Raw genomic sequence first — 19,913 nt, 5'->3', positions numbered from 1 at the left:
CGAACCGGTGGGCAGGCGCTGACGGCCTACGACGCGTGGCGGCTCCTGATGGCCGTGAGGAACTCGACGAGTGCCCGGTTCACGTCGTCCGGGCGCTCCTGCTGGGTCCAGTGTCCGCAGCCCGCCAACTTGACGGGCTTGCGCCACAGGTTGGGCATCAGGTCGGGGAGGCGCTCGATGAGCTCGGGTGTGCCGGGGAACGCCGGGACCAGGTCGCGGTCGCCGTAGACGTACAGGGCGGGCGGGGTGACGACGGCGCCGTGCCAGGGAGCGGTCAGTTCCCAGTTGCGGTCGAGGTTGCGATACCAGTTGAGGGCGCCGGTGAAGCCCTGGGAGAAGCTCTCGGTGAGTGTGTCGAGGTCGTCCTCGGTGAACCACGCCGGCAGCACTTCGGGGTCCGCCATGTCCGCGAGCCAGCCACGCTCGGGGTCGACCAGCGGCTGCTTGCCGTGCTCGGCGTCGGGAGCGTCGCCGGACGCGGCGTAGAAGAACTTCCGCAGGGTGGTGCGCGTGTCCTTCGCGAACTCGGCGTCGGCGACACCGGGGCGGTTGAAGTAGTTCCAGTAGAACCGGCCGCCGAACCTCTCCTCCATGGCGGCCAGCGGAGGCTCTGTTCCCCGGAACGGAGGCGGCACGCTCAGACCGGCCACGCCGAGCACCATGTCCGGCCGCAGCAGGGCGGTGTGCCAGGCGACCGGTGCGCCCCAGTCGTGGCCGACGACGTACGCCTTCTCCTCGCCCAGGGCCTGGATGAGGCCTACGACGTCGCCGACCAGGTGGAGGATGGTGTACGCGTCGACGGAGTCGGGGTGGTCGCTGCGTCCGTATCCGCGCTGGTCGGGGGCGACCACCCGGAAGCCCGCGTCGGCCAGGGGGCCGAACTGGTGGTGCCAGGAGTGCCACGACTCGGGGAAGCCGTGCAGAAGCACCACCAAGGGTCCGTCGCCCTGTTCGGCGATGTGCAGCCGAACGCCGTTCACGTCAACCAGCCGATGCTCAACCATGCGGATGAGTGTACTGACCATGTTTTTCCGGCTTCGACCGTGCCCCGTGCTTCACCGCGCCGGTTCACATCGATCGTCGGTCCGGTGCACGTGCCTTGGGTGATCTCGCCGTGCGTGACATGGAGTGTCGGGCCGCCCATCCTCCGCGTTCATTCCTCCGAACCCGGTCCACTCAGGCCCGCGTAGCGGTGTGCGACTCCGCCCGGAAGCAGGTATTCGGCCAGCAGGTTGCCCGCGCGGTGGGACGGCAACCCCATGTCGTGCAGGAGTTCGTCCGCGCAGTGGATGTCGTAGGGGCCGAAGTCGTAGCCGCCGGAGCCGGGCAGCACCTGCTCCTGCCAGGTCAGGCGGGCGTCGATGGCCTCCTGCATCTCCTGCTCGCCCGGGGTGGTGCGCAGTGCTGCCAGGAAGTGACGGGTCAGCCAGTGCGCGGTGAGTTCCACGCCCATGATGTTGTTGAAGACCTGCCGGAAACCGACGAACCCCAGCCGGTCGGCGCCGGGTGGCACGATGCCTCGGTAGAGCCGCAGCCGCCCGTCGGCATCGTGCACCGGCACGCTCGCGTCCAGGAACGGGAAGACTTTGTGGTGCCCCGTGGCGAACACGATGACATCCGCCGCCACTTCCTCACCGGTCGCCAGTCGCAGCCCCTTGTCGGTATACGCCTCGACGGCACTGACCTTGGGGTGGATCAGGCCGCGGCGGACGGCCCGCGTGTACCCGCGTGGCATCACTCCCGCGTGGGCCAGGTGGAAGGGGAGCGCGTAGGCGGGTCGCAGCTGCTTCGGCAGCCGGTACAGCCCGCTGGAGAACAGCATGTCGCGCGTGATGAGCCACCACAGAGCCCGCTTGACCCGCTCGTCGACGCGGTCGACCGGACGGACGCAGGCAGGATCGTGGTAGCGGGGCAGGAGCGCCTCACCGAGCCGGGTGAACAGGATCCACTTGTAGCCGACCAGACCGAGCAGCAGCCGCTCGGGGACCATCCAGTTCACCTTGCGCTGCACGAGCGTGGCCGAGGCCGCCTCGCGTGAGGCGCGGGTGACCAGGTCCAACGCGGACTTGCCGCCGCCCACGACGACCACCCGCCGGTCGGCGAACGTGCCGGCGCGCACCTCGTTGGAGTGCAGCACGGTCCCGCGGAACAACTCCCGCCCGGGCAGCTCGGGCAGGTGGGCATGATGATGAGCCCCACTGGCGACGACGACGTAGTCGAAGGTTTCCCGATGAAGGTCCGCCGACTTGTCGTCGACGGGCCGGGAGTCGACCGACCAGCCGCGGGCACCCACCCGCCCTGGCCCCTCCACCGGCCGGACGGAGATCACCTCGGTGCCGGGCCGTACGCGGTCCAGCACGCCGAACTTCTCGGCGTAGTCCTCCAAATAGCGTTGCGTGTCCCGCGCGTCGGCGAAGTGCAGGCGGTTGGGCAGGTCCGCGAACTCGAAGAGGCGGAGCGCGGCCTGGTTGGCCAGCCCGTCGTAGCAGCCTTCCGCCGACCAGATCCCGCCTACCTGCTGGTACTTGTCGAAGACCGTGACGTCGAAGCCGTTCTCCAGCAGCACCTTGGCGGTGACGACTCCCCCGGGGCCGGCCCCGACCACACACGCTTTCATCAGCTGCCACTCCCCCGGGGTGATCGCCACATCCAGCCCGCCCATCATCCCGGCTGCGGAGGCCGATGCCCAGGGCGCACCGGGCGTATGACGATGCGTCAGGAGAGGCCACGCCGGGTGTACCGGAAGTGGACTGTCAGGCCGCCGGGTGCGGCTCCCGAGTCGTGAGCCGGCGGGCGAGCAGGCCGAGCAGTACGGCGTTGACCAGCCCGCACAGGGTCGTACCCGCGGAGAAGAGCAACGGGCTCAGCCAGTCGAGCGAGGAGTCCCACGCGGGTGCCGCCGCCATCAAGGGGATGCTGACGAGCATGCTGAGCGGCGCCGTGGCCATGAGCGGCCAGATCCCGGCGAACCCCGGGTCCGGGGACAGGTAGACGGCCCACAGGAAGAACCCCAGCGACGCCGCGACCACCGCGAGATAGCCGCGCGCGAGCCAGTTGTCCACGGCGGGCGTCAACAGGGCCCGGATCCTCTGCAGTCGGGGGCGTGCCGATCGCGCCATGTCCGTTCCTTTCTGTTCGGAGTGATGTGTGGGGTTCACGCGTGCCGGGCGGTGCGGACGTCGCGGACGTGGTGTGCGAGCGCGCCGACCACGGCGGCGTTCACGAGGGCGCACGCGAGGAGCCACACGCCCGCGACGACGGAGGCCACCACCACGGCCGGCCCGCCGCTGTCCTCGACGACGCCGGGACCGGCGGGGAGGACCATGCCCAGGAGGGAGAGAGGTTCCGTGAGCAGCAGAGGAGTCGTGGCGTACATGCTGTCCGGGAAGAGGAACGAGACCGGCACGGAGGCGGCGAAGACCGCCAGACAGCCCCGGGCGGGCCAGTTGTCCGTGGCGAGCGCGAGGAGCCGGCGCAGCCGTGGGAGACGGCGTGGGTGGGAGGCGTTCGGCATCGCAGGTCCTTCGGTTCGGTCCGCCGGTTGTGCTCTCCACGGTGGACCGGGACGCGCGCTCGGACATGAGTACGGATGCTCATCTCCGCGGGGACTTCCACCCACACCGACTGCCGCGTGCGGGCGGTCGCAGGTGCCTCAGCCCGACACCGCCTCGCGTGCCGCCCCCGGCTACGCCGCGGCTTCGGGTTCGTTCGCCGCGGACGGGTGGACGTATCTGCCCTCCTTGAAGGGGGTGAACCACGTCTTGAACTCCATGGGCGCGACTCCGATCGTGACGCCCTCGGGAGACTCGTCGATCCCGTCCGTCGAGTCGTCGTAGAGCCACTCGTGGTCCCGGTCCTCGTACACGTTGTCGGCGAAGGCCTCCAGAGCGGCTGACACGTCGTCGTCGAGAAGGTCGTACAGCTCCAGGGTCATGGTCGTCCGGCTCAGGAGGAACCTCAGGGCGAGTTCCTCGGCCACGCAGCTGAGCCGCTGGAAGCTCCCGTCGGTGAAACGGGTGGTCATGGCGATCGCCGTCACCAGGAAGCGGCGGGCGAAGTGGGCGTCGTACTGGAGGGCGTACCGGTCGGGAAGGCGTTCCAGGTGCCACAAAGGGCCTTCGCATTCCGCTACGGCGGCGTCCTCCTGTGTCAGGACCTGCACGTCTTCGAACAGCTCGTCCACCAGGATGTCGGTCGCGTAGACCAGGGCGCCGGCGGCGAGTCTGGCGCTTTCCGGCGGGACGGTGAACTCGTCATCGCCGCCTTCCCGCTCCCCGCCCTCGTTCTCGACCACGCCGAACATGACCGGAGGGAAGGAGCGCAGTTCGTCCGCCAGCCCCAGCATCTGCGTTCGCACAGCCGTCGCCTTCGCCTCGGCGTCGTCTCCCTCATCGGCGCGGTCGGGCGTCGGGGTCTCGGCGTGGCGTGCCTTCCGGGCGGCTGGATCGTCGGGTGGGGCATCCGGCCCATCGGCCGCGTCGAGGCTCGCCTTCGCCAGATCCTGGTGCAGCTCGACCTCGCACCGCTCGATCGTCCAGTCCGCCAACAGTTCGGTGCGTTCCAGCAGTTCGTCCACGAGCGCCCGCACCGAGTCCTCGGCGAACGCCAGGGCCGGAGCGTCGACGATGACCTTCAGAAGAGCTCCTCCGGGGTGGACCGCCACGATGGTGTCGAGGAGATCGACTTCCACACCGTCGGGCCCTTCGATCGCCCGGACGGAGTCGAATCCGTCCTCGATGAGTGCCACGGCGCCGGCGCGCTGCAGCGGGTCCATCTCCGGAGTGTCCTCCGGGATGCAGGTGTCCACGGTCACTACGTACGTCACGTGTCCGAGCCTGACAGGAAGGAACCGCTTCGCGCGCGGAAATGCGCGTGTCCGCATGGGCGGGTTTGGCCTGTGCGACCTGCGTTGTCAGTGGCATGAGTCACCATGGGCAGCGCATGAGGACGTCCTTGGGGGGACTTGCATGACCACTGAAGAGCCGCGCTCCGGGCTGCCCATCCAGTTTCTCCGTACGGTCGCCGTGGCGGCGAGCCCGGCAACTGCCGCCCTGCCCAGGCCCTCTCTTTCCCTCTCTTTCTCTCTCGGATCACGCTCACGGGCGTGCGATAGGTTGCCCGCCATGACTGCCCTCGGACCCGGCGCCTGGCCACCAGCCCCGATCGGAACCGAGCGGCTCGTGCTCCGCGAGTCCGAGGCCCGGGACCGTGCGGCGTTCATCGAGTTGTTCGCCTCGCCGGAGGTGGGCACCTACATCGGTGGCCCTCGACCGCGTGATGAGATCGAACGCGCGGTGCCCGAGGTGCCCGGGCGGCGCCCCGGCCTGTTCGTGATCGAGCTCGACGGAGCGATGATCGGCATGATCACGCTCGATCGGCGCGACGCCGAGCGTCCGGGCCACGTCCGTCCGGATGCCGGGGAGGCCGAGCTCGGCTACATGTTCCTGCCGGAGGCGTGGGGGTGCGGCTACGCCGCCGAGGCGTGCGTGGCGGCACTCGACTGGTTCGCCGACGCGCTTCCCGTCGAGCCGGTGGTGCTCAGCACCCAGACCGCCAACGACCGCGCGATGCGCCTCGCCGCGAAGCTGGGGTTCACCGAGGTGGGGCGGTTCGAGGAGTACGGCGCCGAGCAGTGGTTCGGAGTGTGGTCCCCGGTCACGCCGTCCGGTTGAGGCACGCCGTTCCCGGCAGGCAGACAACCGCCGTGCGAGCAGGTCGGCCAGCGGGACCAACACCGGTGAGCCCACCCGCATCGTCATGGACGACAGCGAGGGTGACCCGGCGGCGGCGCAGACGTTCGATGGCGTCGCCGAGGGTGTCCTGCGGGGCCGGTTCGGGCACGGGGCGCGCGAGGTCGCGTGCGGTGACGGCCCCGGCCGCGGGCCTGGGCGACCAGGGTGTCGCGGGGCATGGACGGAGCCGACGACCGTGTCGCCGTCGCGCACCAGCAAATCGGCTGCGGTCTTGCGCGGCCGCGAGCGCGAGGATCTCGGCCACATCCGCCTCGGCACCCGCACCGAGGTGATCCGCTCGGCCGCCACCCCCTGGCGCCATGCCGGTCAGCCCGGCCCCCAGCCAGCCGGACACCCTGCCTGCCTCGCCGACCCGACCGCGGAGGAGACGTCGGCCTCGCCCACTCCGCAGGCAGCCGACACCGAGCAGGACGGGGACGGCGAGGGCCCCGGGGTTCCGGTCCAGGGACAGAGCAGGTCGTCACCTGATGTGGCGGGCCGGCCGGGTCGCGGTATGCAGGAGGTACTCCAGCGGGCCCCGGCGGAACAGCCGGGTCCAGACCATGGCGAACACCATGGCTCCCGCGATGTGGCCGGACAGCACCAGCAGAGCGGACATCGAGCCGTCCTCAGTGCCGAAGACGCGGACGGCGACGATGTGCAGCACGTAGGCGCTGAGCGCCACCATGCCCACCGCGGCGGCGGGGCGCAGCAGGCGCATGACGCGCGGCGTCCGGTACGCGGCGCAGACGCATGCCGCCACGACGACGAGGGCGACGCCCGCGTTGCCGAGGATGGAGAAGGTCGTCTGGCTGTGCGGCGCGGCCACCAGCAGCCACTGCGGCGGGGTGCTGTCCGTGATGTCACCGACGGTGTCGGACCACCAGGCGGAGGACGCCGAACCGCCGTCCGTGGCGTCGGCGATGACGGTGCGGGCCTGCGGGAGGAGGCGGAGGGCCAGCCAGGAGCCGCCGTAGCCGACCACGGCAAGCGCGCCGCCGGTCAGAGCGAGGCGGACGCGGACCTTGGCGTCGGTGAGGTCGAGCCGGGCCACCGCCATGCCGGCGATCACGAACGGTGCCCAGGTGAGCACCGGGTACTCGCCGGTGAACAGCAGTTCCATGAATCCGTCCGAGTCGCCGATCCGGGCCAGCGGGTCCCAGGCGATGACCGTGTCCGACCAGGTTCCTTCGTAGATCGACTGCTGTACGACGTACAGCACCTGGGGCAGGACGAGGGCTCCCGCGGCGGCGATCACCGCGAGCGTCGTGGCCCGCAGTCGGTACAGCGTGAGCACGACGAGGAAGATCAGCCCGTAGAAGGAGAGGATCACGTCGATCGAGGTGTCCAGGGCGGTCAGGGCGAAGCCCAGCGCGATCAGGACGATGCCGCGGGCGACGACCCGGCCGGCCGCTTGCCGCCCGTCGCGCCCGGTCCGTGGGGACGGCCGCCCGGTGATGATGACCAGGGTGAATCCGGCGAGTACGGCGAACAGGGCGGAGGAACGGCCACGCGCCGACTCCAGCAGGAAGCCCACCGGCCCGCCCACTGACGGATCGGGCCCGACATGGCTGGCGTACATACCGAGGACCGCGAGTCCGCGGGCGAGGTCGATGCCGATCAGCCGGCCGGTCGACGGTGCCCGGGAAGGAGCCGCGGGAGGACCGGTCGCCAGGGCGGGTTCCACCGTCGACGGTACGGCCGAGGATGCGTTGCCGGTCATGGGCTTCACGATCCGCAGCGAACGTGAAGCCCACCACCCGTCGGCCGTCCGGAGCCACCCCCGCCGACCGGCGGTACTTTTCCCGCCATGTAGCAGCAACCGGCGCAAAGTAACCTGAAAGCCGCGCAGTGCGTCGTGGGAATCCGGCGTAGGTCCGACGACGGGTGGAGCACAGGTGATCCGGGTACTGGTGGTCGACGACGAGGCCCTGATCCGTACGGGCTTCCAGCACATTCTGAACAGCGCGGACGACATCGAGGTGGTGGCGGCCGTCCCCGGCGGGCAGGCCGTCAGCGCCGTACGGCAGTCACGTCCGGATGTGGTGCTGCTCGACATCCGCATGCCGGACGTCGACGGGCTCACCGTCCTGGCCGATCTGCGTCGGCTGCCGGATCCACCGGTGGTGGCCATGCTCACGACGTTCGACATGGACGAGTACGTGGCGTCAGCGCTGCGTTCGGGGGCCGCCGGTTTCCTGCTCAAGGACACCGACCCCAAACAGCTGCCGTACCTGGTGCGCACCTTGGCCGACGGCGGTGCCGTGCTGTCGTCGGCGGTCACCCGCACCGTCGTGGACGGCTACCTCGACAACAGCCACCAGGAAGCCGCCGTCCGCGCTGTCGCCCGGCTGACCGAGCGCGAGCGTGCCGTCCTCACCCTCATCGCCGAGGGGCTGTCCAATGCCGACATCGGCCGGCGGATGCACCTGAGCACCGGCACGGTCAAGGATCACGTGAGCACCGTCCTAGGCAAGCTGGAGGTGGGCAGCCGGGTCCAGGCCGCCCTGCTCGCCGAACGCGCGGGCCTGCTCAGACAGCCGGGACACCGGGAGGGCGGATGAGACCACGCCGCCCTCCCGCCCGGCTGATCGACCTCGCTCTGGTCGGAGTGTCGCTGCTGGACGTCTGGGTCAATGTGGACGGCGACGAGCGGCCGGCCCTGGCCTGTGCCCTGCTCGGAGCCTTCGCGCTCACGCTGCGCCGCCGGCTGCCGCTGACGACCTTCGTCCTCACCCTGCCCAGCGTCCTGGTCACCGACGCGGTGTTCGCCACCCTGGCCGCGCTGTACACGCTGGCCTCCCTCACCCGCCACCGCGTCCTGCTGGGTGTCTGCGCCGCCGCCTTCACCGCGTGCAACATCACCGTCTGGTCCTGGCCGACACCGGAGTTCGCCGACCCTTCGGACGCGTCTTCCACCCTCATCGCCGTCAGCTACAGCCTGGCGGAAGCGGTCGCGCCCGTCTTCCTGGGCCAGCTCGCCCAGGCCCGACGTGAACTGTCACTGCGGCTGGCCGAGATCTCCAAGGTGCGCGAGCGCGAAGAGCTACTGATCACGCAGACGGTGCTGGCCAAGGAACGCGCACAGCTCGCCCGGGAGATGCACGACGTGGTCTCCCACCAGGTCAGCCTGATCGCCGTGCAGGCCGGGGCACTGCAGATGCGCAGCCATGACGCGGAGGTCCGGGAGACGGCGTCCGCGATCCGGCGGCTCAGCGTGCACACCCTCGACGAGCTGCGGCACATGGTGAGCGTGCTGCGCGCCTCGGGGAGCCGCCCGACGGAGCTGACCCCGCAGCCGTCCCTCGCCGATCTGCAACGGCTGGTGGTCGGCAGCGGCCTCGACGCCAAGCTGAACACCGACCTGCCGGACGGCCTGGCGCCGCCCCTCCAGCGCGCCGTCTACCGCACGGTGCAGGAGGCGCTGACCAACGTACGCAAACACGCCCCAGGGGCCAGAACGACGATCCGCGTCCAGCACGAGGACGGCACCGTACGCGCCACCGTCACCAACACCGCCCCCACCCGGCCCCCGCTCCCCCTGCCCGGCTCCCGCCACGGCCTGGTCGGACTGCGCCAGCGCGCCGAGCTCCTCGGCGGCACCATCACCTCCGGCCCCACGGCCGACGGCGGCTACGAGGTCCACCTCGAACTCCCGGCCGACGGCACGTCCTGACCGGCGGCTCAGAAGTGAGAGGCATTCGTACGACACCTCATGAGAGGGCATTCGTACGACACCTCAGTCGTGCGGAGCCGTCCCGCTCACCCGGTGGTCCGCGTGGCTGAGCGCTTCCACGACCAGGCGCCGCAGATGCCCGTCGCTGAGGCGGTAGTAGATGTGCCGTCCCTCGCGACGGGTGTCGACGAGCCCGGCAAGCCGCAGCTTCGCCAGATGCTGGCTGACCGCAGTGCGTGAGGCGTCGCACTGCTCGGCGAGCGAACCGACGTCCGCCTCGTCCTGCGAGAGCAGCCACAACAGGTGCAGCCGGGTGACGTCCGAGAGCATCGCGAACACCCCGGTCGCCTCGGCGAGCCGCGCACTGTCCGGGGCACGCAGATGCGCACCGACTGCAGGTGATACGGCATGGCGCTCAGGCATGGGCTCAGCCTAGAGCCATACGGGAGTTCCGCGACCGGATCGCCGGCCGGCTCTGGCGGGACGAGCGCCTCAGAAGTTCTGCACGGCCCAGGTCGCCGCCAACAGCAACACCGCGACGCAGGCCAGCACCGCGACGGCCTGGGCGACCCAGCGGGGAATCTTGTTCATCGCATCCCACCTCCCCTCGGGTCCTGACCGGTCTCTACCCCGTTCCAGGCATCCAATGAACCCCGCAGTACCAGGCGGTCCTCGATATAGGGGCGCCGAGCAAGATGAACAGGAAAAGGGCACGAAGGTGAGCTTGGATGGTGAAGACGCTCCCCGTGCCGGTGAGGACGGCGACGGCGACCACCGGGACGACCCACAGCAGCAGGCCGACCAGCAGGATCCGCGACGTACGGCGGCCGACCCGCCACACGGCCTGCGCGACGATGACGACCACAGCAGGGGCGAGCCCGGCGAACAGCCCGGTGACCGCGGCCGTCGTACCGAAGCCGACGTACAGCGCGGACAGCGCGAGCAGCGCCAGGACGCGTGGCAGCACGAACAGGGTGCCTGCAGCATGCGCCTCGGGACCGGGCTGCAGCATGCAGTAGCTCAGGGCGTGGCTGAAGCGCTGCCGTCCGATCGCATGACGTACGACCGGTTCGGGGCCCTCCAGAGGCGACAGCCTTCGTGACCACCGGCATCGGCGGCCCTCAAGCCTCCGCCCTGCCCGGCGCATTCGCCGCCCGACCTAGACTCTCGCCATGAGCCTGCCCTCCCTCGCCGCCGACCTCGCGCCCACCGGTGTCCTGCGCGCTTCCATCAACCTCGGCAATCCCGTCCTCGCCCAGGGCACGCCGGACGCGCCGAGCGGCATCACCGTCGATCTGGCCCAGGAGATCGCGGCCCGACTCGGCGTGCCCGTGGAGTTCCTCTGCTTCGACGCCGCGCGGAAGTCATTCGAGGCGATGGCCGACGGGCGGGCCGATGTGTGCTTCCTCGCGATTGACCCCGCCCGCGAGGCGGAGGTCGCGTTCACAGCCCCGTACGTGCTCATCGAGGGCGTGTACGCGGTGCCCCGGGACTCCGAGCTGACGAAGCCCGAGAACGTCGACGCACCCGGGGTCAGGATCGGCGTGAAGTCCGGGTCCGCATACGACCTCTACCTCACCCGAACCCTGCGCCACGCCACCCTGGTTCGCGGCGACGAAGGCGTCGACACCTTTGCCGCGCAAGGCCTGGAGGCGGGCGCGGGCATCCGGCAGCCGATGACCGCCTACGCGGACGCACACCCCGAAGTGCGGCTGATCCAGGAGGGGTTCATGCAGATCCGGCAGGCCGTCGGCACGACCAAGGACCGGCGTCCGGAAACCGTGCGGTTCCTGCGGGAGTTGGTCGAGGAACTCAAGGCGAACGGCTTCGTCGCCGCGTCGTTGCGCCGCGCGGGGCAGTCCGACAGCCTGGTGGCTCTGCCGGCCTAGCGGTGTCTCACCGAGGGTGCCGGGCATGGGAGAGGTGTCGCCATGCGCTGGACGCCCGTCCTACGACGCTGCCTGGCACCAGGCCCGGCCGCACCGGGGTCCTCCGCGCCATCCGGCAAGGACGAGCGGACTGCCCGGCGCCCCTGAAGCCGAGCAACTCGGGGGGCGAGTGCATGGCCGCTTGGCCCAGGTGTGGCCGCCGTCGAGCGATTGACGATCTGCTTGACGACGGCCTACTCGGTGGCCTTGCCGGCGTCGTGGGTCCACAGGGTCAGGGTGTTGCCCTCGGCTCCCGAGCCGGCCGCGGTGCCACCGCCCCCGCAGCCCGCGACCGGCGTCGCGGCGGACAGGGCGGCTAAACTCGACACCGCGAGGCGCCTGGTTCTCGATTCCACGGGTTCCTCCAATTCACTGGGCACGGCCCTGCAAGACCGCGGTCCTGCAAGACCGTGCCGGCGGCCGATGATGCGGCCGCCTGTATCGGTGGTGCTTCGCCGTCTCGGGGTCAGAGTCGGGGCGGCGAAGCGACCGATGCCCGTGCCACCAGCGGGCACGGCAGCATTTCCTGGGCAACCGAACCAGTCCCCCGGTCCCGGGCGCCCGTGAGCGAGAGCAGTTGTACGACGGCTCGCGCCCTCATCTCGTAGTGCGGCAGGGCGACGGTGGTCAGCCCCGGGAACATGCCGTCGCAGATCAGTTCCTGGTTGTCGAAACCGATGACCGACAGATCGGCGGGGATCGACAGCCCCAGTTGGGCGGCGGCGTGGTAGGCGCCCATCGCCATCCGGTCGGTGAAGCAGAACAGCGCGGTCGGGCGCTCCGCCGCCTGCAGCAGACCGCGTGCCGCCCGGTAGCCGCCGGCGGCGTCGGAGGTGTCGGTCACCACCAGCCCGGGGTCGAAGACGACACCGGCTTCCGCGAGGGCCTGGCGGTAGCCGGCCAGCCTCCCGTGGGTGGCAGGGATGTCGTCGACGTTGTTGAGGAAGCCGATACGACGGTGGCCGTGGCGGAGCAGTTCCTGTACGGCGGTGTAGCCGCCCTGGACCCCGTCGACCTGGCGCTGGAGCAGCAGTTCGATCTCCTTGAGCCGATGGTGCTCGACCGCTTCAGCCTCAGGCCACGGGCCAGCCCGTTGGGCGCGTATCCCAGCTGCTGGGCCGTCTCCAGGACGCGCTGGCAAGTGAGTGCGGGATGAGATTGCGCCCCGGTGGGGCCCCTTGTCGACTGCCTGTCACGGCTTCATGGCCAGCGGATCCAAGAAGGTCAGCACGGAGGCGTCCTCCTCGATCAGCGGGGTGAGGGCGGCGTTGAACGGGCCGCCGTACGGGGCGTTCAGGTGCGCCTGGAAGGCGTCCTCGTCCCGGTACACCTCGAAGATCCAGAAGGCGCGCGGGTGGGCTGCCTTGGTGTAGACGTCGAAGGCGATGTTGCCTTCTTCCTCGCGCACCTTCAGGGCGTAGTCCCCGATCATGCGGGCGACCTCGGCCTCCGCTCCCTCGCGGGCGGTGAACTCGGCGAGCAGGGTCTTCTTCATGGTCTCGTGTCCTTGTCAGTCGTGGGCGGAGTCGAGGTGCCAGACGACGGCCTGGTCCAGCTTCACCGAGCCGTTCTCGGCGAAGACCTCCACTCCCTGGCCGGCGGGGTCGGGGAAGATCTGGTCGGTGATCACGGCCTCGCCGTTGCCGCCGAAGACCTCGACGGACGACCAGTCGACGAGGATCCGCAGCTTCACCTTGCCGTTCGTGGCCTTCAGCGGTGCGGTCTGGACGCCGGGGAAGGTGCTGTTGAAGTCCACGGCGCCGGAGCGGGTGCGGTCGACGTAGAGCTCCTGGGTCGTGGTGTCGTAGCCGATGACGGTCTCCTCACCGCCTGCGCCGGTGCGCACCTTCAGGCCGAAGCGTTCGGCGTCCTTGAGGGAGAAGGTCGCCTCGATGTCGAGGGCCTTGCCCTGGGCCGCGGGGCCGATCAGGGGCTTGGTGGTGCTGTTGACGGTGACGCCGGTCGCGGACACCGGGTCCTGCCGCAGGGACGCCACGCTGTTCACCGGCTTGCTGGTCAGCCGGATCCGACCGTCGATCGTACGCAGGGCCATCTCCCGGGGGATGCTCTGCGCGCCGCGCCAGGGTGAGGTGGGGATGGCGCCGCTGTAGTCCCAGTTGTTCATCCAGCCGATCATGTAGCGCTTGCCGCCCGGGGCGTTCTCCCAGGAGACGGCCGCGTAGTAGTCCTTGCCGTAGTCGGCCCAGTCGGCGCGCTGTACGACGGACTTGGCGGGGGCGTCGGCGGCGGTGAACCGGTCGGCCAGGATGTGGCCCCAGCCGGCGGTGTTCATGTCGACGATCTGGATCCGCGCCTTCTTGCCGGCGTAGGGACGCAGGTCGAAGGACGCCCAGTCCAGGGTCTCGCTGTTGGAGCCGGTGGCGCTGCGGACGACCTGGCCGTCGACGACCAGGTTGACGGACGTCTCCTGGGAGACGGGCTGGGCCTTGATGTCGGACAGCATGATGTGGTCGACGTTGATGTGGCCCCAGCCGCCGGTGTTGTCGTCGACGATCCTGATCTGCGCCTTCTTGCCGGCGAGGGCCTTGACGTCCCAGGAGGCCCAGTTGAGCGCCTCGCCGTCCTTTCCGGTCGTGCTGCGCACCACCTGGCCGTCGACGAGGAGCTCGACGGCGGTGGGGTTGTCGGAGCCGACGGGGTGGTTGCCGCCGCCGACGAGGAAGTTGACGTAGGCCTTGTCGATGGTGAATTCCGGCGAGGTGAGAGTGCCGGTGGTGGAGTCGCCGTTCAGGTAGCTGTTGACCAGGCCGCTGCCCCGGAATCCGGAGACTTCCTGCTGGTTGGGGAGGGTGCCGTTGGCCGGTGCCGAGCCGAAGGCGTCTCCGGTCGCCGTCCAGTCGCCGTAGCTCCCGCCTTCGAAGTCGGCCAGGACCGTCCCCGCGGGCGGGTCTGCCTGCTCCAGGAGCGTCCCGGGCTCGTGCGGGTGCCGTCCGCCACCGACCTTGAAGTTCAGGTAGCGGCTGTCGACGGTGAACTCGGGCGAGGTGAGGATGCCGGTGGTGGCGTCACCGCCGTGGAAGCTGTTGGCGAGGCCCTTGCCGTCGAAGCCGGAGACGGCACCCTGTCCGGCCACCGCGCCGGCCGCCGGTCCGGCGCCGAACGCGGTACCGGTGGTCGTCCACGTACCGAAGTCGGTGTTCTCGAAGTCCTGCAGCACCGTGCCGGTGGGCGGGGTGTAGGTGCCCTTGTCCTCGGCGGTGAACTTCTTGCCGTCGAAGTCGCCGATGAAGTACTGGGCGGCCGAACCGCCCGCGATACCGCCGGGGTTGATGTTGACGACGAGGACCCACTTGATGTTGTTCTTGTCCCCGTCGACCGCGAGGGGGATCAGGTCGGGGCACTCCCACACGCCGCCCGTCGCGCCGGCCGGCCCGAACTCGCTGAGCAGGTTCCAGTCCTTGAGGTTCTTCGACGAGTAGAACCGCACCTTGTGCTCGGTGGACAGGGACACCGTCATCAGCCAGCTTTGGGTCGGCTCGTACCACTGGACCTTGGGGTCGCGGAACTCCCTGGAGCCGATGTCGATGACGGGGTTGCCCTGGTACTTGGTCCAGGTGCGGCCGCGGTCGGTGCTGTAGGCGAGCGACTGGGCCTGGATGCCCGTGCCCTTGGCGTGGCTGGTGTAGATCGCCACCATGGGCGGGTTCTCCTTGGTTCCGAACCCTGTGGTGTTGTTCCGGTCGACGACCGCGCTGCCGGAGAACACCATCTCCTGGTCGTCGTGCGACAGGGCGAGCGGCAGCTCCTTCCAGTGCACGAGGTCGGTGCTCACCGCGTGCCCCCAGGACATGTCTCCCCACGAGTTGCCGTTGGGGTTGTACTGGTAGAAGAGGTGGTACTCGCCCTTGTAGTACACGAGGCCGTTGGGGTCGTTCATCCAGTTCTTCGCCGGGGTGAAGTGGAACTGGGGCCGGTAGGTCTCGGAGTACGGCGAGGTGTCGGCGGCGACGGCCTGGGGGACGAGCGGGGCTGCGGACAGGGCGCAGACGGTCGCCACCGCCGCGATCATCCGTATGCGGGCATGCCGAAATACACGTTCAGAGCTCATGGTGACTCCTGTGCCGCGGCCGTCCGCGCAGCGGAGCCTGCTGCCCGGCGCGGAACCGACCGAAAAGTGACGCCTTCTCGGCGCCGTCGTCCACGACACCGAGAAGGGGTGTCATCGTTGACTTGTGTCATCGATGACATCGAGTGGCCCGATGATGGACGCAATCCGGTCAATGCGTCAACGGTTCGGCCGGGATGTCCACTGCGCGGCCCGACTGTCCGTCAGGTGCGATCGGCCGTGGCGAGGTGCTCCAACTGGCTCTGCCACGGCGGGTTGGGGCCGGCGACCGAGCAGGTCAGGGCCGCGACCCGGGTGGCGAACCGGCAGGCTTCCGCGACGTCGTCGAGACGGACTTCCGTCAGCCGACCACCGAGCAGGCCGCGGGCGCCGAGGTGGTGCAGCAGCCCGGCCGTGAAGGAGTCCCCCGCCCCGACCGTGTCGACGACGCTCGTCGGCACGGCGGGCACCTCGACCCGTTCGCCGTCGAGCGAGGCCAGGGCGCCGTCGGCGCCGCGCGTGATCACCACGAGCCGCGCCCCGGCCGCGTGCCAGATGTCGCACGCCTCCTCGGGCGGCGTGCCCGGCAGCAGGAGCTCCAGGTCGTCCTCGCTGAGTCGCAGCACGTCGGCGAGGCCGCACCAGTGCGCCAACCGGGCGCGGTAGACGTCGGGGTGCACCAGCAGTGGCCGGACATTGGGGTCGATGCTGATGGTCGCGTGCGGGGCGGCCGCCGCCAGGAAGTCCTCCACCACCGCCGCCCCGGGTTCCTGGACCAGGGCCAGGGAGCCGGTGTGCACACAGGCGGTTTCGGACAGGTCCACCCGCGCCAGTTCCGCTGCCGTCCACTGCCAGTCGGCCGTGTTCTGCGCATGGAAGGAGAACGCGGCCTGTCCCTGGGCGTCCAGCTCCGCCACGGCCAGCGTGCTGGGCTCCGCGGCCGGGACGGCGCTCGACAGGTCCACCCCGGATGTCTCCAGGTGGGCGCGGAACAGGCGGCCGAACACATCGCCCGACAGCCGCGCGAGGAAGCGGGCCGGGGTGCCGAGGCGGGCCAGTGACGCTGCCGTATTCGCAGGTCCGCCGCCCGGCAGCACGCGCAGAGCGAGTTCGTTCGAGGTGTTGGCGGGTTCGGCGAACGCGTCCGCGACGCACTCTCCCAGGACGGTGATCTGGCGCGGGCTCATGGGCTGCTCTTCTCTGCGAACGTACGGGCAAAAAAAGCGGGCACGAAACGGGCGGCCGCAGGGGGCGTTGCGGACTTGTGACGCGTGCAAGGCATTGACGTTTCCGGGAGGCGGAGTCCATCATCCTCGCCATGCAGTGTCAACGATGACATAAGTCAACGATGACACCCCGGGCGGCCTGCTCTGACAACCCCGTGCCGCTCGCTACACCTCAGGAGTCGAACATGCCTCGCACCACTCGTCTGTCCTCCTCCCTCGTCAGAGCCGCCGCGGTCACGGGCGTCGCGGCCCTCACCCTGACGGCCTGCGGATCCGGCTCCGGTTCGGACTCCACGAGCTCCGGCTCGGGCAGCGTCAAGGTCGGTCTGATCACCAAGACCGACACCAACCCGTTCTTCGTGAAGATGAAGGAGGGCGCGGAGAAGGCCGCCAAGGAGAACGGCGCCGAACTGTCCACCGCCGCGGGCAAGTTCGACGGGGACAACGCCGGGCAGGTCACCGCCCTCGAGAACATGGTCGCCGCCGGGGTGAAGGGCATCCTGATCACTCCGAGCGACTCCAAGGCCATCGTCCCCGCGATCGAGAAGGCCAAGGCCAAGGGTGTTCTGGTCATCGCCCTGGACACCCCGACCGACCCGGAGAGCGCGGTCGACGCCCTCTTCGCCACGGACAACGTGAAGGCCGGCGAGCTGATCGGCCAGTACGCCAAGGCCGCCATGAAGGGCAAGACGGCGAAGATAGCCACCCTCGACCTCGCGCCGGGCGTCTCCGTCGGCGTCCAGCGGCACGAGGGCTTCCTGAAGGGCTTCGGCGCCACCGACAAGGACGTCGCCTGCGCCCAGGACACCGGCGGCGACCAGGCCAAGGGCCAGACCGCCATGGAGAACTGTCTCCAGAAGGAACCCGACATCAACGTCGTCTACACGATCAACGAGCCGGCCGCGCTGGGCGCGTACACCGCGCTGAAGGCCAAGGGCCGGGAGAAGGACGTGCTGATCGTCTCCGTGGACGGCGGCTGCACGGGCACCCAGGCGGTCAAGGACGGCAAGATCGCCGCGACGTCCCAGCAGTACCCGCTGAAGATGGCCGCCGAGGGCGTCAAGGCCGTCGTGGCGTACGCCAAGGACGACAAGAAGGCGTCCGGTTACACCGACACGGGCGTCACGCTGATCACCGACAAGGCTCAGGACGGGGTCACGTCCAAGGACACCGCCTACGGCCTGGAGAACTGCTGGGGCTGAGCCGCCCCCGACGACCGTACGTTCGCCGCCTCCCCCTCAAGCGGGGCGGCCGGCCCTTCCTCCCCGACCGTGGGGACGGCCGCCCCCTCGTTCCCTTGTCCTCCGGCCTCTTCGATTCCTCCGGTTCCTCCGGCGCCTCCCACGAGGACGGACCGGGACGGACAGGGACGGACAAGGACGGACAAGGACTCTGTCTTCCGACAAGGACTCCGCATGACCGCCACGTCCACGCCTCCGAGCACGTCCTCGCCGTATGCCGAGCTCAAAGCGCCGACCACGGCCCGCAGACTGCTCACCGCGCCCACCACCGGCCCACTGGCCGCCCTCCTCCTGGCCTGCGCCTTCTTCTCCTTCTCGACCGAGCAGTTCCTCACGGGCGGCAACTTCTCGCTGATCGTGCAGCAGGTCATGGTCGTCGGCACCCTCGCCATCGGCCAGACCCTGATCATCCTCACGGCGGGCATCGACCTGTCGTGCGGTGCCGTCATGGCCTTCGGCAGCATCATGATCGCCAAGATGGCCGCCGAGGGTTCCCTGCCGCCGCTCGTCGCCATCGCCTTGGGCATCGGCGTGTGCGGCGGATTCGGGCTGCTCAACGGGCTGTTGGTGCAGAAGATCCCGCTGCCGCCGTTCATCGTCACCCTCGGCATGCTCAACGTGGCGTTCGCGCTGACCCACATCTACTCCGAGGAGCAGACGGTCACCAACCTGCCGGGTCCGCTGACGGCACTCGGGGAGACCTTCCCGCTCGGCAACACCGACATCACCTACGGCTCCCTGGTCACCATCGCCCTGTTCCTGCTCCTCGCCTACGCGCTGAGCAGCACCGGTTGGGGCCGGCACGTCTACGCGCTGGGCAACAGCCAGGAGGCAGCACGGCTGAACGGCATCCGTACCTCCCGTCTGACCATCGGCGTCTACACCGTGGCGGGTCTCCTCTACGGCCTCGCCGCCCTGCTGCTCATCTCCCGCACCGGAGTGGGCGACCCGCAAGCCGGCCAGACCGACAACCTCGACAGCATCACCGCCGTGGTCCTCGGCGGCACCAGCCTCTTCGGCGGACGCGGTTCGGTCCTTGGCACCTTCATCGGCGTCCTCATCGTCGGTGTCTTCCGCAACGGTCTGCAGCTGATGGGCGTCGCCTCCATCTACCAGACCCTGATCACCGGCGTCCTGGTGATCCTCGCGGTGACCGTCGACCAGATCTCCCGGAAGAAGGCCCGATGAGCACCACGACCTCCCCCACCCCTGTCCTTCAGGCCCGCGGTCTGGTCAAGCGCTACGGCCATGTCACCGCCATCGACGGCGCCGACTTCGACCTGATGCCCGGCGAGGTACTCGCCGTCATCGGCGACAACGGAGCGGGCAAGACCAGCCTGATCAAGGCCCTCACCGGTGCGGTGGTCCCGGACGAGGGCGAGATACGCCTCAACGGCAAGCCGATCCAGTTCTCCGGGCCGCAGAGTGCCCGCGCCCACGGCATCGAGACGGTCTATCAGGACCTCGCCGTGGCCGCCTCCATGGACATCGCCTCGAACATGTTCCTCGGGCGCGAGCTGCGCCGCCCCGGTGTCCTCGGCAGTGTCTTCCGCATGCTCGACAAGAAGCGCATGCGTCAGGAGGCCGCCGAGCACATGGCCGACCTGAAGATCGGTCTGCGCTCGCTTACGCAGGCGGTCGAGACGCTCTCCGGCGGACAGCGGCAGGCCGTCGCGGTCGCCCGTTCCGTGGCCTGGGCCCGCAGTGTCGTCGTCATGGACGAGCCCACCGCCGCCCTAGGCGTCAAGGAGTCGGGTCAGGTTCTGGACCTCATCCGCCGTGTCCGCGACAAGGGCATGCCGGTCGTCCTGATCAGCCACAACATGCCGCACGTCTTCGAGATCGCCGACCGGATCCACGTCCACCGGCTGGGCCGGCGCGCCGCCGTGATCAAGCCGTCCGACTACTCCATGGCGGAGGTCGTGGCCATCATGACCGGCGCGCTCACCGTCGATGCGGCCGGAGGTACTGTCGTAGCCGATTCCGAGGCCGCGAAGGCCGCGGGAGTCCAGGCCAACTGACGACAGGACCGCAGCACTCACAG

20 protein-coding genes and 1 pseudogene are annotated in these 19,913 nt (G+C 69.7%); 7 read left to right on the top strand and 14 right to left on the bottom strand.

From position 1 onward, the window contains the following. Positions 1–26 precede the first annotated feature (26 nt). The 5 genes from ABD932_RS03300 to ABD932_RS03280 all read right to left on the bottom strand — a co-directional run bounded on the left by ABD932_RS03300 (position 27) and on the right by ABD932_RS03280 (position 4,825). Entirely contained in the window at positions 27–1,004 is a 978-nt protein-coding gene (locus tag ABD932_RS03300) for an alpha/beta fold hydrolase (protein WP_345008541.1), read from the bottom strand. Positions 1,005–1,153: 149 nt separating this feature from the next. Continuing rightward, positions 1,154–2,617, bottom strand: a complete 1,464-nt coding sequence (locus tag ABD932_RS03295) for a flavin-containing monooxygenase (RefSeq protein ID WP_345008540.1) — start codon at positions 2,615–2,617, stop codon at positions 1,154–1,156. 136 nt (positions 2,618–2,753) lie between these two features. Further along, positions 2,754–3,119, bottom strand: coding sequence for an SCO4225 family membrane protein (locus ABD932_RS03290; RefSeq protein ID WP_345008539.1), 366 nt, complete (start codon positions 3,117–3,119; stop codon positions 2,754–2,756). Between the two features lie 35 nt (positions 3,120–3,154). Continuing rightward, on the bottom strand, positions 3,155–3,514 hold the full coding sequence (locus ABD932_RS03285; RefSeq protein ID WP_345008538.1) for an SCO4225 family membrane protein: 360 nt from the start codon (positions 3,512–3,514) through the stop codon (positions 3,155–3,157). Between the two features lie 171 nt (positions 3,515–3,685). Then, complete coding sequence (locus ABD932_RS03280) at positions 3,686–4,825, bottom strand: hypothetical protein (RefSeq protein ID WP_345008537.1); 1,140 nt, start codon at positions 4,823–4,825, stop codon at positions 3,686–3,688. 298 nt (positions 4,826–5,123) lie between these two features. On the opposite strand from ABD932_RS03280, the gene ABD932_RS03275 reads away from it, so the two are divergent. Beyond that, the gene (locus ABD932_RS03275; protein ID WP_345008536.1) at positions 5,124–5,672 is read left to right on the top strand and encodes a GNAT family N-acetyltransferase; all 549 of its coding nucleotides are present in this window, start codon (positions 5,124–5,126) and stop codon (positions 5,670–5,672) included. A gap of 24 nt (positions 5,673–5,696) precedes the next feature. Here ABD932_RS03275 and ABD932_RS03270 read toward each other — a convergent pair. Continuing rightward, a pseudogene (locus ABD932_RS03270) lies at positions 5,697–6,009 on the bottom strand (CBS domain-containing protein); the annotation flags it as partial. A 204-nt stretch (positions 6,010–6,213) separates the two neighbouring features. Continuing rightward, the gene (locus ABD932_RS03265; protein WP_345008535.1) at positions 6,214–7,455 is read right to left on the bottom strand and encodes a DUF418 domain-containing protein; all 1,242 of its coding nucleotides are present in this window, start codon (positions 7,453–7,455) and stop codon (positions 6,214–6,216) included. A 175-nt stretch (positions 7,456–7,630) separates the two neighbouring features. Between ABD932_RS03265 and ABD932_RS03260 the strand changes: the two genes are divergently transcribed. Together ABD932_RS03260 and ABD932_RS03255 are read left to right on the top strand one after the other, a co-directional pair. After that, positions 7,631–8,296: a response regulator gene (locus tag ABD932_RS03260; RefSeq protein WP_345008534.1), complete on the top strand. Its 666-nt coding sequence runs from the start codon at positions 7,631–7,633 to the stop codon at positions 8,294–8,296. Next, complete coding sequence (locus ABD932_RS03255; protein ID WP_345008533.1) at positions 8,293–9,408, top strand: sensor histidine kinase; 1,116 nt, start codon at positions 8,293–8,295, stop codon at positions 9,406–9,408. Before ABD932_RS03260 ends, ABD932_RS03255 begins: the two co-directional genes overlap by 4 nt. A 63-nt stretch (positions 9,409–9,471) precedes the next feature. On the opposite strand, the gene ABD932_RS03250 is transcribed toward ABD932_RS03255, so the two are convergent. Together ABD932_RS03250 and ABD932_RS03245 are read right to left on the bottom strand one after the other, a co-directional pair. After that, on the bottom strand, positions 9,472–9,831 hold the full coding sequence (locus tag ABD932_RS03250; protein WP_126395616.1) for an ArsR/SmtB family transcription factor: 360 nt from the start codon (positions 9,829–9,831) through the stop codon (positions 9,472–9,474). A 202-nt stretch (positions 9,832–10,033) separates the two neighbouring features. After that, a complete protein-coding gene (locus tag ABD932_RS03245; protein ID WP_486389362.1) occupies positions 10,034–10,555 on the bottom strand; it encodes a chromate transporter in 522 nt (173 codons plus the stop codon). Positions 10,556–10,580: 25 nt separating this feature from the next. On the opposite strand from ABD932_RS03245, the gene ABD932_RS03240 reads away from it, so the two are divergent. Further along, positions 10,581–11,297 (top strand): transporter substrate-binding domain-containing protein, encoded by a 717-nt coding sequence (locus ABD932_RS03240; protein WP_345008531.1) that lies wholly within the window; start codon positions 10,581–10,583, stop codon positions 11,295–11,297. Between the two features lie 233 nt (positions 11,298–11,530). On the opposite strand, the gene ABD932_RS03235 is transcribed toward ABD932_RS03240, so the two are convergent. The 5 genes from ABD932_RS03235 to ABD932_RS03215 form a co-directional block, all read right to left on the bottom strand. After that, a complete protein-coding gene (locus ABD932_RS03235; RefSeq protein ID WP_345008530.1) occupies positions 11,531–11,665 on the bottom strand; it encodes a hypothetical protein in 135 nt (44 codons plus the stop codon). Between the two features lie 137 nt (positions 11,666–11,802). After that, the gene (locus ABD932_RS03230) at positions 11,803–12,477 is read right to left on the bottom strand and encodes a substrate-binding domain-containing protein (protein WP_345008529.1); all 675 of its coding nucleotides are present in this window, start codon (positions 12,475–12,477) and stop codon (positions 11,803–11,805) included. Positions 12,478–12,528: 51 nt separating this feature from the next. Beyond that, complete coding sequence (locus ABD932_RS03225) at positions 12,529–12,831, bottom strand: putative quinol monooxygenase (RefSeq protein ID WP_345008528.1); 303 nt, start codon at positions 12,829–12,831, stop codon at positions 12,529–12,531. Positions 12,832–12,846: 15 nt separating this feature from the next. Further along, the gene (locus tag ABD932_RS03220; protein WP_345008527.1) at positions 12,847–15,405 is read right to left on the bottom strand and encodes a GH32 C-terminal domain-containing protein; all 2,559 of its coding nucleotides are present in this window, start codon (positions 15,403–15,405) and stop codon (positions 12,847–12,849) included. Between the two features lie 221 nt (positions 15,406–15,626). After that, positions 15,627–16,589: a carbohydrate kinase family protein gene (locus ABD932_RS03215; RefSeq protein WP_345008526.1), complete on the bottom strand. Its 963-nt coding sequence runs from the start codon at positions 16,587–16,589 to the stop codon at positions 15,627–15,629. Positions 16,590–16,813: 224 nt separating this feature from the next. Here ABD932_RS03215 and ABD932_RS03210 point away from each other — a divergent pair, with 224 nt between their 5' ends. The 3 genes from ABD932_RS03210 to ABD932_RS03200 all read left to right on the top strand — a co-directional run bounded on the left by ABD932_RS03210 (position 16,814) and on the right by ABD932_RS03200 (position 19,890). Then, entirely contained in the window at positions 16,814–17,830 is a 1,017-nt protein-coding gene (locus ABD932_RS03210) for a sugar ABC transporter substrate-binding protein (protein WP_345008525.1), read from the top strand. Positions 17,831–18,043: 213 nt separating this feature from the next. Further along, positions 18,044–19,057, top strand: coding sequence for an ABC transporter permease (locus ABD932_RS03205; protein ID WP_345008524.1), 1,014 nt, complete (start codon positions 18,044–18,046; stop codon positions 19,055–19,057). Then, positions 19,054–19,890: an ATP-binding cassette domain-containing protein gene (locus tag ABD932_RS03200; protein ID WP_345008523.1), complete on the top strand. Its 837-nt coding sequence runs from the start codon at positions 19,054–19,056 to the stop codon at positions 19,888–19,890. The genes ABD932_RS03205 and ABD932_RS03200 overlap by 4 nt, the downstream gene beginning before the upstream one ends. Positions 19,891–19,913 lie beyond the last annotated feature (23 nt).

The organism is Streptomyces shaanxiensis, from assembly GCF_039537145.1.
Taxonomy (GTDB): Bacteria; Actinomycetota; Actinomycetes; order Streptomycetales; family Streptomycetaceae; genus Streptomyces; species Streptomyces shaanxiensis.
Note: the sequence above shows the minus strand (reverse complement) of the source record. Positions and strands in the feature narration are given on the sequence as shown.

Bases quoted from the DNA above. Each gene is read 5' to 3' on its own strand.
- ABD932_RS03245 (WP_486389362.1), bottom strand. From the start codon at position 10,555: ATGCGCCGGGCAGGGCGGAGGCTTGAGGGCCGCCGATGCCGGTGGTCA.
- ABD932_RS03295 (WP_345008540.1), bottom strand. From the start codon at position 2,617: ATGAAAGCGTGTGTGGTCGGGGCCGGCCCCGGGGGAGTCGTCACCGCC.
- ABD932_RS03290 (WP_345008539.1), bottom strand. From the start codon at position 3,119: ATGGCGCGATCGGCACGCCCCCGACTGCAGAGGATCCGGGCCCTGTTG.
- ABD932_RS03255 (WP_345008533.1), top strand. From the start codon at position 8,293: ATGAGACCACGCCGCCCTCCCGCCCGGCTGATCGACCTCGCTCTGGTC.
- ABD932_RS03250 (WP_126395616.1), bottom strand. From the start codon at position 9,831: ATGCCTGAGCGCCATGCCGTATCACCTGCAGTCGGTGCGCATCTGCGT.
- ABD932_RS03275 (WP_345008536.1), top strand. From the start codon at position 5,124: ATGACTGCCCTCGGACCCGGCGCCTGGCCACCAGCCCCGATCGGAACC.
- ABD932_RS03210 (WP_345008525.1), top strand. From the start codon at position 16,814: ATGCCTCGCACCACTCGTCTGTCCTCCTCCCTCGTCAGAGCCGCCGCG.
- ABD932_RS03215 (WP_345008526.1), bottom strand. From the start codon at position 16,589: ATGAGCCCGCGCCAGATCACCGTCCTGGGAGAGTGCGTCGCGGACGCG.
- ABD932_RS03225 (WP_345008528.1), bottom strand. From the start codon at position 12,831: ATGAAGAAGACCCTGCTCGCCGAGTTCACCGCCCGCGAGGGAGCGGAG.
- ABD932_RS03300 (WP_345008541.1), bottom strand. From the start codon at position 1,004: ATGGTTGAGCATCGGCTGGTTGACGTGAACGGCGTTCGGCTGCACATC.
- ABD932_RS03285 (WP_345008538.1), bottom strand. From the start codon at position 3,514: ATGCCGAACGCCTCCCACCCACGCCGTCTCCCACGGCTGCGCCGGCTC.
- ABD932_RS03205 (WP_345008524.1), top strand. From the start codon at position 18,044: ATGACCGCCACGTCCACGCCTCCGAGCACGTCCTCGCCGTATGCCGAG.
- ABD932_RS03265 (WP_345008535.1), bottom strand. From the start codon at position 7,455: ATGACCGGCAACGCATCCTCGGCCGTACCGTCGACGGTGGAACCCGCC.
- ABD932_RS03220 (WP_345008527.1), bottom strand. From the start codon at position 15,405: ATGAGCTCTGAACGTGTATTTCGGCATGCCCGCATACGGATGATCGCG.
- ABD932_RS03240 (WP_345008531.1), top strand. From the start codon at position 10,581: ATGAGCCTGCCCTCCCTCGCCGCCGACCTCGCGCCCACCGGTGTCCTG.
- ABD932_RS03200 (WP_345008523.1), top strand. From the start codon at position 19,054: ATGAGCACCACGACCTCCCCCACCCCTGTCCTTCAGGCCCGCGGTCTG.